This window comes from Amycolatopsis ponsaeliensis (genome assembly GCF_030182635.1).
GTDB lineage: Bacteria > Actinomycetota > Actinomycetes > Mycobacteriales > Pseudonocardiaceae > Amycolatopsis > Amycolatopsis ponsaeliensis.
The window spans coordinates 24,801-40,657 of the sequence record NZ_JAPZLD010000050.1; the positions used below are offsets into that span (position 1 = coordinate 24,801).

At 70.9% G+C, this 15,857-nt stretch carries 14 protein-coding genes; 11 read left to right on the forward strand and 3 right to left on the reverse strand.

The window, feature by feature from the left end:
• Positions 1–142: 142 nt before the first annotated feature.
• On the reverse strand, positions 143–814 hold the full coding sequence (locus QQ657_RS46085) for a maleylpyruvate isomerase family mycothiol-dependent enzyme (RefSeq protein ID WP_284748737.1): 672 nt from the start codon (positions 812–814) through the stop codon (positions 143–145).
• Between the two features lie 136 nt (positions 815–950).
• On the opposite strand from QQ657_RS46085, the gene QQ657_RS46090 reads away from it, so the two are divergent.
• Positions 951–1,334: a YciI family protein gene (locus QQ657_RS46090; protein ID WP_284748782.1), complete on the forward strand. Its 384-nt coding sequence runs from the start codon at positions 951–953 to the stop codon at positions 1,332–1,334.
• Between the two features lies 1 nt (position 1,335).
• Positions 1,336–2,595: an RNA polymerase sigma factor gene (locus QQ657_RS46095; RefSeq protein WP_284748738.1), complete on the forward strand. Its 1,260-nt coding sequence runs from the start codon at positions 1,336–1,338 to the stop codon at positions 2,593–2,595.
• 204 nt (positions 2,596–2,799) lie between these two features.
• On the opposite strand, the gene QQ657_RS46100 is transcribed toward QQ657_RS46095, so the two are convergent.
• Together QQ657_RS46100 and QQ657_RS46105 are read right to left on the reverse strand one after the other, a co-directional pair.
• Positions 2,800–3,498: a winged helix-turn-helix transcriptional regulator gene (locus QQ657_RS46100; protein WP_284748739.1), complete on the reverse strand. Its 699-nt coding sequence runs from the start codon at positions 3,496–3,498 to the stop codon at positions 2,800–2,802.
• Between the two features lie 65 nt (positions 3,499–3,563).
• Complete coding sequence (locus QQ657_RS46105; protein ID WP_284748740.1) at positions 3,564–4,370, reverse strand: AfsR/SARP family transcriptional regulator; 807 nt, start codon at positions 4,368–4,370, stop codon at positions 3,564–3,566.
• Positions 4,371–4,933: 563 nt separating this feature from the next.
• On the opposite strand from QQ657_RS46105, the gene QQ657_RS46110 reads away from it, so the two are divergent.
• The 9 genes from QQ657_RS46110 (at position 4,934) to QQ657_RS46150 (ending at position 15,843) form a co-directional block, all read left to right on the forward strand.
• Entirely contained in the window at positions 4,934–5,761 is an 828-nt protein-coding gene (locus tag QQ657_RS46110) for a helix-turn-helix transcriptional regulator (protein ID WP_284748741.1), read from the forward strand.
• Positions 5,762–5,889: 128 nt separating this feature from the next.
• A complete protein-coding gene (locus QQ657_RS46115; protein WP_284748742.1) occupies positions 5,890–6,885 on the forward strand; it encodes a DUF1702 family protein in 996 nt (331 codons plus the stop codon).
• A 121-nt stretch (positions 6,886–7,006) separates the two neighbouring features.
• Positions 7,007–7,990 (forward strand): DUF1702 family protein, encoded by a 984-nt coding sequence (locus QQ657_RS46120; RefSeq protein WP_284748743.1) that lies wholly within the window; start codon positions 7,007–7,009, stop codon positions 7,988–7,990.
• Complete coding sequence (locus QQ657_RS46125) at positions 7,987–9,960, forward strand: FG-GAP repeat domain-containing protein (RefSeq protein ID WP_284748744.1); 1,974 nt, start codon at positions 7,987–7,989, stop codon at positions 9,958–9,960. The genes QQ657_RS46120 and QQ657_RS46125 overlap by 4 nt, the downstream gene beginning before the upstream one ends.
• A gap of 4 nt (positions 9,961–9,964) precedes the next feature.
• A complete protein-coding gene (locus tag QQ657_RS46130; RefSeq protein WP_284748745.1) occupies positions 9,965–10,975 on the forward strand; it encodes an enediyne biosynthesis protein in 1,011 nt (336 codons plus the stop codon).
• The gene (locus tag QQ657_RS46135; RefSeq protein ID WP_284748746.1) at positions 10,972–12,357 is read left to right on the forward strand and encodes a cytochrome P450; all 1,386 of its coding nucleotides are present in this window, start codon (positions 10,972–10,974) and stop codon (positions 12,355–12,357) included. The genes QQ657_RS46130 and QQ657_RS46135 overlap by 4 nt, the downstream gene beginning before the upstream one ends.
• Before the next feature lie 35 nt (positions 12,358–12,392).
• A complete protein-coding gene (locus QQ657_RS46140) occupies positions 12,393–12,962 on the forward strand; it encodes a DUF5987 family protein (RefSeq protein ID WP_284748747.1) in 570 nt (189 codons plus the stop codon).
• Positions 12,959–14,611, forward strand: a complete 1,653-nt coding sequence (locus QQ657_RS46145) for a GMC family oxidoreductase N-terminal domain-containing protein (RefSeq protein ID WP_284748748.1) — start codon at positions 12,959–12,961, stop codon at positions 14,609–14,611. The genes QQ657_RS46140 and QQ657_RS46145 overlap by 4 nt, the downstream gene beginning before the upstream one ends.
• Before the next feature lie 170 nt (positions 14,612–14,781).
• The gene (locus tag QQ657_RS46150) at positions 14,782–15,843 is read left to right on the forward strand and encodes a carboxymuconolactone decarboxylase family protein (protein ID WP_284748749.1); all 1,062 of its coding nucleotides are present in this window, start codon (positions 14,782–14,784) and stop codon (positions 15,841–15,843) included.
• The last annotated feature ends 14 nt before the right edge of the window (positions 15,844–15,857 follow it).

The window sequence follows — 15,857 nt, forward strand, 5'->3', positions numbered from 1 at the left end:
TCGTGCGGCGCCCGGATTCGGCTGTCTTGAATGAGTCATTCAGGTCTTGAGAGGTCCTGAATGACTCATTCAAGACAGCGGACCCGGTCGCGGCGCGCGGGAGAACCGGCTCGCCGAGGCCGGGTGACGGAGAAAGTGCCGGTCAGACCGCCAGGGTCTCCAGCAGTTCCAGCCATTCGGCGGTGTGCTCGCCGCTGAACGTCAGGGCGAGGTCCTCGGCGTCGCGGCGGCCGGTCACCAGGAGGCAGAAGTCCTCCGCGGGGCCCGCGACGCGGTCGCCGGCCTCTTCCGGCCCGAAGTCCCACTGCGTCCCGGACGGTGCCCGCAGCTCGAACCGGAACGGCCCGGGCGGTGTCCGCCGGTGCCGGCGGTAGGCGCGGTCGCGGGTCCGGACGCCGTAGTACGCGACGTGCCCGATCGCGTCGTCGCGCCGGGGGCGGATGCCCAGCGCGTCGGCGATGTCCTGGCCGCAGGCGAACAGCTCGGTCAGCGCGGCCGCGGCGAGCACCGACGGGCGCAGCGGGCCGTCGCTCCACGGCAGCTCCGGCTTCGCGGGCGCCGCCGCGAGCAGGGCGTTCGCCTTCCGCTGCTCGATCAGCCAGGTCAGGACCGCCTCGTCGAGCGAGTCGTAGGAGATCTGCGGGGTGACGCCGAAGGCACCCGGGTTCTCGGCGCTGAGCCGGACCAGCCGCGCGGTCGACGTCAGCCGGGCGAAGTGCGCGGTGACGTCGGGTCCGGAGCCGGACCCGTGGCGCTCCGCCAGCTCGGCCAGTGCTTCGGTTTCGGTCTGCAGGTCCGTGAACACGTCGGCCATCGGTGCCAACCTCCTGAGTCCGGGACTGCCCGGATCCAGGCTGGCAGCCGGCCCGGCGGCGGCTCCACTCCGCGCTTGCGACGTGCCGCCGGAACGGTCGGCTATGTTCATGCCACCGACGATGGGAGCGACGGGCGTGAAGTACCTGCTGGCGATGTACCTCAACCCCGACGTGATGGCGAACCTGTCCCAGCAGGACATGGACGCCATCATGGCCGGGCACCAGGACTTCATCCGCACGATCCGGGAGTCCGGCGAGATGATCGGCACGCAGGCGCTCGCGCCGGTCGCCGACAGCAGCGTCGTGCGGGTGCGCGGGGGCCTGCCCGCCGTCACCGACGGTCCCTTCCTGGAGTCGAAGGAGTTCCTGGCCGGCTACTACCTCGTGGACTGCGCGAGCAAGGACCGCGCCGTCGAGCTCGCCGCGATGATCCCGGACGCGGCCTTCGACGGCATGGGCATCGAGGTGCGCGAGATCGTCTTCTTCGCCGACGCCGAATCCGAGATCCCCGGTTCGTGAGGTGACCGCGCCCGCCCCGGTCGCCGAGGTCCTGCGCCCGCTGGTGCCGCAGGTGCTCGGCGTGCTGGTGCGCCGGTACGGCCAGTTCGACGCGTGCGAGGACGCCGTCCAGGAAGCCCTGCTGGCGGCCAGCGAGCAGTGGCCGGCCGAAGGCGTGCCGGACAGCCCGCGCAGCTGGCTGGTCACGGTCGCGACCCGCCGGCTCACCGACCACTGGCGCAGCGAAAGCGCGCGGCGGCGGCGCGAGGAGTCGGTCGCCGTGCGGGAGCCGGTGAGCGCGGCGGTCGTCCCCGGGCCCGGCGAGGACCAGCCCGCCGGCGAGGACGACACGCTGAAGCTGCTCTTCCTGTGCTGCCACCCCGCGGTGTCGCCGTCTTCGCAGGTCGCGCTGACGCTGCGCGCGGTCGGCGGCCTGACCACCGCGCAGATCGCGAGCGCGTTCCTGGTGCCCGAGGCGACGATGACCCGGCGCATCACCCGCGCCAAGGAGAACATCGCCGCCGCCGGGTCGACGTTCAGCGAGCCGTCCCCGGCCGATTTCGGCGACCGGCTGCGCGTCGTCCTGCAGGTGCTGTACCTCATCTTCAACGAGGGGTACACGGCGACGTCGGGGGAGAACCTGGCTCGCGACGAGCTCGCGGCGGAGGCCATCCGGCTGACCCGCGCGGTGCACGCGCTGATCCCGGTCGAGGGCGAGGTGGCGGCGCTGCTGGCGTTGATGCTCCTGACGGACGCGCGGCGCGAGGCCCGCACGGGACCGGACGGCGAGCTCGTGCCGCTGCCGGAGCAGGACCGCACCCGCTGGGACGCGGCGATGATCGCCGAGGGCGAGGCACTGGTGGACGCGACGATCGGCCACGCGGCGCTCGGGCCGTACCAGGTCCAGGCGGCGATCGCGGCCCTGCACGCGACCGCGCCCAGCACGGAGGAGACGGACTGGGCGCAGATCGTCGAGCTGTACCGCGTGCTGCAGACGCTGATGCCGAGCCCGGTCGTGACGATCAACCAGGCGGTGGCGGTGGCGCAGGCATCGGGGCCGGTGCAGGGTTTGGAGCTACTGGACACAGTGGACGCGAAGCTCGACGTGGGCCGGAGGATGGACGCGGTCCGCGCGCATTTGCTGGAGCTGGCCGGGGATTTGGCGGGTGCGCGGGAGCATTATCTGCGTGCGGCCGAGCGGACGGCGAGTTTGCCGGAGCGGCGGTACTTGATGGAGCGGGCCGGGCGGATCGCGCCGGGGGCGGACCCCGCGCGGAACTGAGCCCGGCGAGGGTGCCCGCGCTGGCCCCCGACCAAAGGTCTTGAATGAGTCATTCAGGTCTTGGGAGGTCCTGAATGACTCATTCAAGACACCGCCGGCGTGGAAACCGACCGGGCCAGGCACGGCTGAGCGGAGGCTCGCCGTAGCGAGTCTCCGCGGCCGGAACGTGGGCCCGCCCGGGGCCGGGCCGGGCGGGCCGGGAACTCAGCGGACCACGATGCCCGACGGGGGCTCCGGTGCCGCCGGGATGTGGAACAGGCGGGCCAGCAGGTCCAGGTCGGCCAGGTCGCCCTCGATCGCCAGCTTGCCGCTGCGGACCGCTTCCGCGGCGGACACGTGGCCGCTCATCAGGTCCAGCATCACCGCGCCGTTGCTGACCTTGACCACCAGGTCCGCGCCGGCGAAGCGGCCCTCGCCGACCTTGACCGCGCCGTCTTCGACCAGCGCGTGGATGATCATCCGGTCGTCGTAGCGGATCTCGTAGTTGATCTGGACGCCCTCGGCCACGTCGCCGCGGAACGTCGTGTAGAGCGACAGGATCGCCGAGTCCAGCGTGAACACGTCGTCCGGCCCCGGCTGGTGCAGGGAACGGGCGCCCCACAGACCCAGGTCGAGCAGGACCTGGTCGAGCTCGCTGCCGTACTGGGTCAGCTCGTAGACCAGGCCCGCCTCGAGCTCGGCGCGGACGCGGCGGCGGAGCACGCCGGTCGCCTCGAGCTCGTTGAGGCGGGACGACAGGATGGACGGCGGGATCTTCGGCAGACCGGCCTGCAGCTCGTCGTAGCGCTTCGGGCCGAGCACCAGGTCGCGGACGATCAGCAGCGACCAGCGCTCGCCGATGATCTCGAGAGCACGGGCGAGGCCGCAGAACTGACCGTAGGCGCGGGTGTTGGGAGCGGGCATCGGGCTTCCTCACTTCTTTCTCGGGCGATGCGGTGGAACACGGCCGGAGCCGGTGAAGCGGTGGATCAGCGGTGGTCCCCTTCGGAGATCAGCTCGCGGTGCAGGACCTGGAGGTCGTCACACGGTTCGACGCCCAGCTCGCCGGCCAGCCGCGACCGGAGCCTGCGGTAGACGGCCATCGCGTCGGACCGCCGTCCGCTGCGGCCGAGCACGCGCATCAGCTGGCCGTGCAGCGCTTCGTCCAGCGGGCTGCCGGTGGCCAGCGAACGCAGCTCGCCGATCAGCTCGCGGTGCTTGCCGCTGACGATCTCCGCTTCGATCCGCAGGTGCAGCACGCTGCGCCGCTGCTCGAGCAGCTCGGTCCGGTAGGCCGACAGGATCGGTCCACAGTGGACGTTCGCGAGTGGCGGGCCGGACCAGAGGTCGAGCGCCGCGCGGTAGGCGTCGGCCGCCGCGGCGTGGTCGCCGGCGTCCTGGTGCTCGTGGCCGAGCTGCCGCAGCCGGACGAACCGGTGGGTGTCCACCCGGGCCGGGTCGATGTAGAAGGCGTAGCCGGACTGCTTGGTGGCCAGCATCTTCTCGCCGTCGGCGGCCAGGCCGTTCTGGTCGATGCACCGGCGCAGGTGGTAGACGTAGGTGTGCAGCGTCGTGCGCACCGTCCGGGGCGGGTTGTCCGACCACAGCTCCCGGATGAGGGTGTCGATGTGTACCATCCGGCCCGGGCGCATCACGAGCACGGCGAGCAGCTGGAGCACCTTGGGCGTGGTCGGCGCGTAGTCGACCCCGCCCCGCAGCACTTCCAGCGGGCCCAGGACGGTGAACGTCACTTCACCGTCGTCCGGCGCGTCCGGTCGCGGCAGTTCGGAGTACATGGCAGGCCTCCAGCGTCATCAATGCGTCCTCGCGCTCCCCAGTGGTGCTGCGCGGGTCGGGGGACAGCCGACTCCGGGCTTCTATCCGAATGTGACAGAGCGTCGCCCCGGCGACCAGTGAGCCACCCATCAGAGTCAACGTGCGTTTACCCCGTGGCCCCGTGCGTTGTGCAGGTCCGGCTCGTGCGTTCCGCACGGTCCGCCATCCGGCCCAACCTGCGCTTGCGCGCTCGGCGGTGTCGCCGGAACGGACCATGCGCGGCCCCGGCGGGACCGTCGTGGGCCACGCGGGCGGACGTCCCGCACGCCGGGGCCGTGCGTTCCGCATGGACTGTCCGGTGTGGATTTCCCATCGGCACGTGCCCAGTACCCGGCCGGGTGCATTTCGCCCGGTTCCCCTCCATCGCTCGTCGATCGACCTCTAAGGCGCGGCGTCTTCCCTGACACCAGGAGAACTGCCATCAGGGGAATCAGAGGTTGGACGGATGATGTTGCGGTCTATTGCGGCTGTCGGACACGACAGCGAATTCGACGATCCGCCCCGGGTACCGGCCCTGGAGCGGGTGGAGAAGTCGGTCCGGCCCGCGGTGCTGCAGGCCATCTCGTCGATCCAGGAACGGTACTTCGAGCCGATCACGCTCGCGGAGCTGGCGTCCGAGGTGTTCGTCAGCCGGTTCCACTTCTCCCGGATCTTCGCGGACGCCACCGGGGTGACACCGGGCCGGTTCCTCACCGCCGTGCGCCTGTTCGAGGCCAAGCGGCTGCTGCTGACGACGTCGCTGAACGTCTCCGACATCGTGTGCAGCGTCGGCTACAGCAGCGTCGGCACGTTCACCAGCCGGTTCTCGCGGGCGGTCGGGATGACGCCGACGCAGTACCGCGAGCCGCAGGTCGCCGAGCTGCTCGTGGCGATTTCGCCGACGTTCCAGCGGCTTCCGCCGCTGCGCGTGCTGCGCGCGGCCGGCCGCAGCTGCGCCTCGCTGCAGACCGGCACGGGCGTGCTGTCGATGCGGCTGGACATGCCCCGCGGCTCGGCGCCCGCCGACACCCTCGTCGGGCTCTTCGCCGACCCGGTGCCCCAGTGCGGTCCGGTCGCCTTCGGCGGCATGGCCAACATGAGCTCGGGCGAGCTGACCATCCACGGCGTGCCCGCCGGGCGGTGGACGGCGATCGCGGTCGCGCAGCACCAGCCGGGCGCGCCCGGGCCGCGGTTCTCGATCGGCTATGCGGCCGTGAACGTGGCGCCTTTCGGGCAGTCCGCCGGCCGGGTGAGCCTGCGCCCGCCGGCCACGACCGACGCGCCGATCGCGATCACCCTGGCGTCGAAGCAGTCGCCGTTCACCCAGCGCATGCTCGCCGCCCAGCGGCCGCACCTGCGCGCTGTCGCCTGATTCACTCGAGTTATCAGTCCGACCAAAGCAGGCCGACCCCCCGAGCGGCACGCAACCGTTGCCACCGGGCCATCGGGCCGTGACTGCGGTCGGAGTGATAACCATGACACAGCAAAGGACAAGAGCAGATGTCCACCTTGATCGGAGTCCTGCGCAAGCGGGCTCTCGCTCCTTCACTGGCTTCGGTCGGGTTCGCCGAGCGCGGCTTCCCGGTCACCCACACCGACGCGACGGCCCGGCTGGAGGCGGTGCCGCAGGCGGTCGTGTGCGGGTTCGAATGGGCGATCGAAGGCGCGTCGCTGTGGGAGATCGAGCGCCGGCTGGCGCTGATCGAACCCGAGCAGCGCGGATTCGCCTACGAGGGCGCGACGATGGGCTACACGATCCTCGACGCCATGCCGGGCGGCGGCCGCGACCGCACCCGCGCGCTGCTGGAGGGGCCGGGGCGCCCGCACATCTTCCTGACCTACATCGGGATCGGCTTCGCGATGGCGCGGCTGCCGCGTCCACTGTGGAAGAACATCCTGCCCGAGCTGTCCGGGGTGGCCTACCACCCGGTGATGAGCTGGCTCGCCGTCGACGGCTACGGCTTCGACCGCGCCTACTTCGACACGAAGAAGTGGGTCGACGAGCAGGCCGACCCGCAGCCCTACCCGTGGGCGGGCCGTCCGGAGTACTTCGGGCGGGCGTTCGACCAGGGCGTCGGCCGCGCGTTGTGGTTCATCAACGGCGGGAACCCGGACGCCGTCGCCAAGGCGGTCGTGCGCTTCGCCGAGCACCGCCGCGCGGACCTGTGGAGCGGGGTCGGGCTGGCCGCGACGTTCGCCGGCGGCAGCGACCAGCGCGGGCTGGGCCGGCTGCGGCAGGCGGCCGGGGAGTACTACGACGAGCTGGCGCTCGGGGTGGTGTTCGCGGTGAAGGCGCGGACCTACTCCGAGTACGTGCCCGCCCACACCCACCTCGCCGCCGGCGTGCTCACCGACCTTTCCGTGCAGGGCGCGCAGAACCTCGCGGACCGCACCGAACGCGCCGACGGCGACGACGGGCCGCAGCCGCCCTACGAGCTGTGGCGGCAGCGGATCCGCGGCGAGTTCGGTGAGGCCGCCCAGCGGCGCGCCGGCTGAACCGCGGTGCCGTTCGAAAGTGCGCTGCCGTGATCACGGGCAACCGCGGAGTAGAGCGCTGACCAGCGGATCTGTGACCGTAGATGCGAAGAACCTAGTCGACCCTAAGGGGGAGAGTGCGTTGGGCAATGGTTGGCGAACGCTCAGGCGCCGCGTCCTGACACCTGATGTCTCGGAGACATCGCTGGAGAAGCGGGGTTTCCACCGGAAGAGCCCAGCCGCTCAAGAACGACTCGAGACCATCGGGGAGAAGTTCCTCCTCGGGTACGCGCACGCGGTCGAAGCGCGCTCGGTCGAGCAAGCCGAGGAATGGCTCGAGCGCATCCCCCCGCAGTTCCGCGGCTTCGCCTACGAGGGCGCGGGAATGGGGTACGGCGTCCTCGACGGCCTGCCGTTCGGCAAGAGCAAGAACATCGCCGAGTTCCTGGCCGGCCCCGGCGAGAAGCACGACTACATCATCTACGTCGGGGTCGGCTGGGCCATGTGCCGGCTCCCGCGGTTCGCGTGGCCGAAGGCGTCGGCGTTCGACCCGCTGCTGCGCTGGCTCGTGCTCGACGGCTACGGCTTCCACCAGGCGTACTTCAAGACCGCCAAGTACATCGGGGAGCAGTACCAGGACCGGAACTTCTCCTGGCCGGACCGGCGCTACGACGGTTACGCGCTGCGCGCCATCGACCAGGGCATCGGCCGGGCGCTGTGGTTCATCAACGGCACGGACGTCTCCCTGGTGGCCAAGGCGATCGAGGAGTTCCCCGAGTCGCGCCACGGCGACCTGTACGCGGGGGTCGGGCTGGCCTCGACCTACGCGTGCGGCGTCACCGCCGACGAGCTGGCGGAACTGGTCGACCGAGCCGGGATCCACCACGGACCGCTGGCGCAGGGAAGCGCCTTCGCCGCCGAGTGCCGGGTGCGTTCGGGCCTGATGATCCCGGAGACCGAGATGGCGGCCCAGGCGATCTGCGGCCTGCCCGCCGAGCGGGCCGCGGCGATCACCCAGGAGGTCCGCCCGGCCGTCGTCGTCGACGGCGACGACGTCCCGGCGTTCGAAACCTGGCGGCAGCGGATCGCCGAAGAAGTGCTGACCCACGGAGGGAAGAAGAAATGACCGCGACCTTGGGCTGGCTGCGCAAGCAGCTGGCGGGCATCGTGGCGCTGGTGCTGATCCTCGGCCTCTACACGGTCGCGCAGCTGCCCCGCGTTTCGGCCGCCGAACAGGACACGATGGCGAGCCAGTTCCACTTCACCCCGATGACGATCGCGTTGCCCGCGGCCAAGAAGTCGCAGTCGATCCGGACGGTGAACAAGGAGTACGAGCACATCTCCGCGTGGATCTCCTCGGTCGGCGCCGCGATCGCGCTCAACGACATCAGCGGCAGCGGCAAGGCCAACGACCTCTGCCTGGTCGACCCGCGCAGCGACCAGGTCGTCATCACGCCGGCGCCGGATTCGGGCCCGCGCTACGCGCCGTTCGCGCTCGACCCCGCGCCGGCGCTGCCGACGTGGGACTACATGGCGCCGATGGGCTGCGTCCCCGGTGACTTCAACGAAGACGGCCGCACGGACATCCTGGCCTACTACTGGGGCCGGACGCCGGTGGTGTTCCTGCAGAAGGCCACCGCGACGAAGTTCGACGCGTCCGCGTTCCAGCCGACCGAGCTGGTGGGCGGCAACCACCGCGGCGCGGACGGCAAGTACAGCGGTCCACTGTGGAACACCGACTCCGTCACCATCGGCGACTTCGACGGCGACGGGCACGTAGACGTCTTCGTCGGCAACTACTTCCCGGACAGCAAGGTCCTGGACCCGAACGCCGACGGCGGCATCACGCTGAACCAGTCGATGTCGCACGCGACGAACTCGGGCGGCAAGTTCATCTACCGCTGGACCGGCGCCACGTCCGGGGCGAACCCGAGCGCGAAGTTCGTCGACGCCTCCCAGGGCATCCCGGAGGACGCGCGCCTCGGCTGGACGCTGGCCTCCAGCGCGACCGACGTCGACGGCGACAGCCTGCCGGAGCTCTACATCGCCAACGACTTCGGGCACGACCACTTCCTGTACAACAAGTCCTCGCCGGGGCACATCGAGTTCGGTGAGGTCACCGGGGTCCGCGGCATCACCGACCCGAAGTCGAAGGTGCTGGGCCACGACTCCTTCAAGGGGATGGGCGTCGACTTCGGCGACCTGAACCACGACGGCCTCTACGACCTGTTCGTCAGCAACATCACCACGTCGTGGGGCATCGAAGAGTCGAACTTCCAGTTCATGAACACCGCGAAGAACGCTCAAGACCTGCGCAGCCAGCTGAACGACGGCGTCGCTCCGTTCGAGGACAAGAGCGGTTCGGACGGCACGGCCTGGTCCGGCTGGGGCTGGGACGTCAAGATCCAGGACTTCAACAACAGCGGCGAGAACCAGATCGCGCAGGCGACCGGGTTCGTCAAGGGCCAGGTCAACCGCTGGCCGAACCTGCAGGAGCTGGCCACGGCCAACGACGGCCTGCTGTCCAACCCGTTCTGGTGGCCGAACGCCCGCGCCGGGGACGACATCGGTGGCGACCAGACGTTCCACTTCTTCGTCAAGAGCCCGGACGGCCGCTACACCGACCTCGGCCCGCAGCTGGGCCTGGCGGTGCCGATCCCCACCCGCGGTATCGCCGTCGGCGACACCGACGGGGACGGCCTGCCCGAGTTCGCGGTGGCGCGGCAGTGGGAGCAGCCGATCTTCTACCACAACGACAGCCCGAACCCCGGCAAGTACCTGCAGCTGAAGCTGACCACCGACGCCCCGGTGGCGCCCGGCCCGCTGCCCGCGGCCGGCGTGCCCGCGATCGGCGCCCAGGCGACCGTGACGACCTCGGACGGCAAGAAGTACCTCGGCCGGGTCGACGGCAGCAGCGGGGAGGCCGGCCGGCGCAGCTTCGACGTCCAGATCGGCCTCGGCCACGACGTCACCGGCCCGCTCGACGTGCACCTGCAGTGGCGGGACCGGACCGGGCAGCTGCGGACGCAGGACCTGAAGCTCGAACCCGGCTGCCACATGTACCAGCTCGGCACCACGGCGATGGAAGAGATGTGACGGCATGACCACCCCGACCCTCACCAAGGTGGACACGGCGCCACCGAAACGGACGAACAAGGTCGTGACCGCGTTGAAGCGGTTCGCGATGTCGATCACGATCTTCAACATCCTCGGCTACACGGTCCTCGGCTTCGAGCAGCCGTGGCTGTACCCGTTCATCGCGCTGGCGACCGCGTACACCACCGAGATCCTGCTCGAGATCATCAACGCCAAGGTGACCCAGCGGAGCGTCCGGTTCAAGGGCAACGGCTTCAAGGGGCTCATGGAGTTCCTGCTGCCGGCGCACATCACCGGTCTCGCGCTGAACATGCTGACCTACGTCAACGACCGGATCCTCGTGATGATCTTCGGGGTGGTCGTGGCCGTCGGCGCCAAGTGGGTCCTGCAGGCGCCGGTGTACGGCCGCATGCGGCACTACATGAACCCGTCGAACTTCGGCATCACGATCATCCTGCTGTTCTTCCCGTGGGCCAGCATCGCCCCGCCGTACCACTTCAGCGAGCAGATCGCGACCTGGGGCGGCTGGCTGATCGTCGCGATCATCCTGATCTCGGGCACGGTGCTCAACGCGCTGCTGACCAACCGGATGTTCCTGATCGCGGGCTGGCTGAGCTTCTTCGTGATCCAGGCCTTCGTCCGCGGCTGGCTCTTCGGCACGTCCATCCCGGGCGCGCTGGCGATGGGCACCGGGATCGCGTTCGTGCTCTACACGAACTACATGGTGACCGACCCGGGGACGTCGCCGTCGAAGAAGGGCTCGCAGTTCGCCTTCGGGGCGGGCGTGGCCCTCGCGTACGGGTTCTTCACCGCCGTGCACGTGTCGTACGGGCTGTTCCTGGCCACCGCGACCGTGTGCCTGATCCGCGGGGCCTTCCTGTGGGGCCTGCACTTCTCGAACAAGGCTCGGATCCAGTTCGAGGCCGACCAGGCCACGCAGAAGGCGAAGCTCGAGCTCGCCCCGCCGGTCGAGTCGGCCGACGACGGCGAGAAGCCGGGAGCCGTCGCGGCATGACCGGTCCGCAGCAGGAAGCCCGGGCGGCGCGCACCGCGCCGCCCGGGCCGCCGCGCCGGGCGACGTTCCGGTTGTTGAAGCAGCTCTTCACCGACCGGCTCGCGCTCATGGGCGACAACGCCGAGAACTACGGCGACGTCGTCCGCATCGCCATCGGCCCCAAGGCGATGTACCTGGTCAACCACCCCGACCTCGCCAAGCACGTCCTCGCGGACAACGCCGCGAACTACCACAAGGGCATCGGCCTGCAGGAGGCCCGCCGGGCCCTCGGCGACGGCCTGCTGACCAGCGACGGCGACACGTGGAAGACCCAGCGCCGGACCATCCGGCCGGTCTTCCAGCCCAAGCGGATCTCGCGCCAGGCCGCGATCGTGGCGTCCGAAGTGGACACTGTGATCAAGCGGCTCGCCGGGCACGACGGGCCGGTCGAGATCCTGCACGAGATGACCGGCCTGACGCTGGGCGTGCTCGGCAAGACGCTGCTGGACGCGGAGCTCGGCGGCTACGAAACGCTGGGCCACTCGTTCGAGGCCGTGCAGGACCAGGCCATGTTCGAGGCGGTCACGCTGAGCATGGTCCCGCAGTGGGTCCCGCTGAAGAAGCAGGTGGAGTTCCGGACCGCGCGCGAAGACCTGCGCCGGATCGCCGACGAGCTCGTCGAGCAGCGGCTGGCGAACCCGATCGAGGGCGGCGAAGACGTGCTGTCGCGGCTGATCGCGTCCGGGTCGGCGGAGGGCTCGTCGCGGGTCCGGATGCGCGACGAGCTGATCACCCTGCTGCTGGCCGGGCACGAGACCACGGCGAGCACGCTGGGCTGGGCGTTCCACCTGATCGACGAGCACCCCGAGGTGGCCGAGCGGCTGCACGCCGAAGCGGTCGAGGTGCTGGGCGACCGGCTGCCCGAGCACGAGGACCTGCGGAAGCTGACCTACACCGTCGCGGTGGTCGAAGAGGTCATGCGGATGTACCCGCCGGTCTGGCTGCTGCCGCGGATCGCGCAGGCCGACGACGAGATCGGCGGGTACCACGTGCCGGCCGGGTCCGACGTCGTCGTCGTGCCCTACACGCTGCACCGGCACCCGGAGTTCTGGACCGACCCGGAACGCTTCGACCCGGGCCGGTTCGACGCCGCCAACCCGGCCGGCCGGCCGCCGCGCTACGCCTACATCCCGTTCGGCGCCGGGCCGAGGTTCTGCATCGGCAACAGCCTCGGGGTGATGGAAGCGGTGTTCGTGCTCGCCATGGCGGCTCGGGACCTGGAACTGCGCAAGGTGCCCGGCAAGGTCGTCGAACCCGAGGCGATGCTGTCGCTGCGGGTGCGCGGCGGGCTGCCGATGACCGTGCACCGCCGCGAGCGGCGGCGGAGTGCCGAAGCAGCCTGACGTCTACTGTGGACATTCGACGAGGAGGTAGGCCGGTGCAACCCGAGGCCACCGAAGAAGAACGCGTCAAGAACATGACTCTCGAGGCCTACGCGGACACGATCGTGCCGGGGGAGAAGCGGTTCCCCGAAGACCGCGCGATCGCCGGAGCCGCGCCCGGCCCGGGGTCGGTGGTGGCGGGCGCGCTCGAGCTGCTGAACTTCGACGCGACCGGCGTCACGGCCGGCCTGCCCTACCTCGCGCAGTCGCTCAACGACCACGCGAAGACCTACGCGGGCGAGGTGGCGCTGGAGCTCGACCACGACGTCCCGCCGTTCGTCGCGCTGCCCTACGAGCACCGCCGCGAGCTGGTGCGGCGGCTGACCACGCCCGGCCACCCGGAGAAGGACGGCTGGGTCAGCCTCGCGCTGTTCTGCAACATGGCCTACGACAGCGCCCCGCACCTGCACACCGCCGACGCCATCCGCGACGGGCACCCCGGCCTGCTGGCGCTGGGGTACAAAGCTCCGGACGCCGACGGCTTCTGGCGGTTCCCGAAGTACGGCTACGGCCGCAAGCTGGCCGAACTCCACCCGGACACGACGCCCTCGGGGAGCCCCGCATGACTGCCATCGACCAGACCGACGTCGTCATCGTCGGCAGCGGATTCGGCGGGTCGATCCCCGCGTACCACCTCGCCGCGGGCGGGGCCAAGGTGACGGTCCTCGAACGCGGGCCGTGGCTGGCCGCGGCCGACTTCGAGCACGACTACCTGCTCGGCTCGTCCTACACGCGGGCGTTCGACTTCGTCGTCGGGGACGGGATGAGCGTCCTGGGCGGCAACTGCGTCGGCGGTGGCAGCGTCGTGTACTTCGCCGCGATGCCGCGGGCGCCGAAGTTCGTCTTCGAGCGCCACGGCAGCATCGGGCGCCGGATGTGGCCGCACGCCATCACGCGCGACTCGCTGGAGCCGTGGTACGACCGGATCGACGAGTCGATCCCGGTGTCCAAACAGGACTGGAGTGACGTCTCCTACGCCGGTGGCCTGTGGGCCGCGGCCTGCCACCACTCCGGGCGCACCGCGAACCCGGCGCCGGTGGCCGTGGACAACGACACCTGCGTCAACTGCAACTTCATGATGGCCGGCTGCAAGTTCGACGCCAAGCGGTCGATGCTGACGAACTACCTGCCCGCCGCGCTCGCGCACGGCGCCGAGATCCGGCCGCTGCACGAGGTCCAGCGCCTCGAGCGGACCGAGGACGGCGGCTACCGCGTCCACTTCGACCTGATCGACGAAGAGGACTACCGGGTCCACACCGGCACCGGCGTGATCGAGGCGAAGGTCGTCATCATCGCCGCGGGCGCCGGTGCGACGCCGGTGATCCTGCAGCGTTCGGAGGCCACGCTCGGCACCATGCCGCACGGCGTCGGCCGGTACTTCTCCGGCAACGGCGAGCGGCTCAACACCGCGATCATCGACGAGGACCGCGTCCGCGAGGTGCTCGGACTGTCCCGTGAGGACGGTCCGGTGTACTCGGCCAACCACATCGGCAAGGGCCCGACCGTCGCGAACTGGGACAAGCTCGACGGCTCGCTGCCGGAGTACGAGCGGTTCTCGCTGGAGCAGCTGTACTTCCCGCCGGGGCTGGGCACCATCCTCGCGCAGGTGCCGGGTGGCGACGAGCCGCGCTGGTACGGGGCGCAGAAGAAGGAGATCCTCAACCAGTGGGCCAACTGGCTGACGATCTTCCTGATGACCGAGGACGACAACGAGGGCGTCTTCGGCACCCCTCCGCCCACCGGCAACGCCTACCGGATCTCGCAGCAGATGCTCGGGCGCGGTTCGCTGCGCTACGACCCGACGCCGAACACGCGCCGCGGCTGGGCGCTCGCGGACGCCGACTGCAAGTCCATCATCGAGAAGGACGGCCTGGCGAAGGTCGCGCCGTGGACCAACGACGTCGTCGGGGCGTACACGGTGCACCCGCTGGCGTCGTGCCGGATCGGGGACGACGCGGCGACGTCCGCGCTGCACCCGAACCACGAGCTGCGCAACCACCCGGGCATCTTCGTCACCGACAGCGCGTCGGTGCCGGGCGCGCTGACGGTGAACCCGGCGATGACCATCGCCGCGCTCGCCGAGCGGTCGATCCCGGGCATCGTCCGGGAGCTGCAGTCGCGAGGCGTGGACGTCAAGTACGGCGCCCCGGCGCCGGACGGCTCGATCACCGGCCGCCGGGCGGTGTCCAAGCTGGACCTGGTCGCCGGCAACTGATGCACGGGTACATCGAACTCGCGCTCCTGGGTTCCTGGGAGCGCGAGCGAAGCCGGAGCCGGCTGAGCGCGACCGGCTCGCCAGACGTCTTGAATGAGTCATTCAGGTCTTCGGAGGTCCTGAATGACTCATTCAAGACACGCGTGGAGGCCGGTTCACGAGGAGGAACGATGGCGCCCGGACTGGTGCGGTTCGCCCTGCGGCGGACGCTGCGGGACGTGAAGTACGTCGAGGCCGTGCGGCCCCGGCGGGCACGGGGGCTCGTGCGGGACGTCTACCGGCAGGTGGAGCGCGACTTCGGGATGCTCGCCCCGCCCGTGGCCCTGCACTCGCCCGCGCCGGAGGTGCTCGCCGCGGTGTGGCTGATGCTGCGGGAGTCGCTGGTCGCGGCCGGGGCGGCGAGCCGGGCCGACAAGGAGGTCGTCGCGGCCACGGTGTCGGCGGCGAACTCGTGCCCGTACTGCGTCGAGGTGCACGGCATGGCGCTCGCCTCGCTGGGCGAACCGGCCGCCGCCGCGGCCATCGAGGCGGGCGACGCCGGGGCCATCCCGGACCGGGACACGCGGGCACTGGTGGCGTGGGCGATGGGCGACGGCCCGCTGCCCGCGGACGTCCCCGCGGGCACCGCCGCCGAGTTCACCGCCGTGGCCGTGGCGTTCCACTACCTGAACCGGGTGGTGAGCGTGTTCCTCGACCAGTCCCCGCTGCCCGAGGCGGTCCCGCCGGCGGCCCGGGAGAAGGCCAAGGCGGTCCTGGGGTACTTCCTGAAGCCGGGGGCGCCGCCACCGGCCGGGACGAGCCTGCCCCTGCTGCCGGCCGCCGCCACCGACGGCCCGGGCTGGGCACCGCCGGGCGGGACCCTGGCCGACGCCTTCGCGCGCGCCGCGGCGGCGATCGAGGCCGCCGGGGAACGCTCGGTGCCGCCCCGCGTGCGGGAGCTCGTCCGCCGGGAAGTCAAGGCCTGGGACGGGAACCCGCCCGGGCTGAGCCGCGCCTGGGCCGAGCCGGTGCTCGCCGAGCTGCCCGAGGGCGAACGCGCCGCGGGTCGGCTGGCGCTGCTCACGGCCAAGGCGCCCTACCAGGTGGGACCCGCCGACGTCGGTCCGGAAAGGACGGACGATCGCGGGCTGGTGGAGCTGGTGTCGTGGGCGGCTCTCACGGCGGCCGTGGCGGCCGGTGAGCGGCTTTCCCTCCGCCCGCGAAGAGAAGACTCCCCAGGTCGGCGCGGGTGATGATCGAGAGGTCG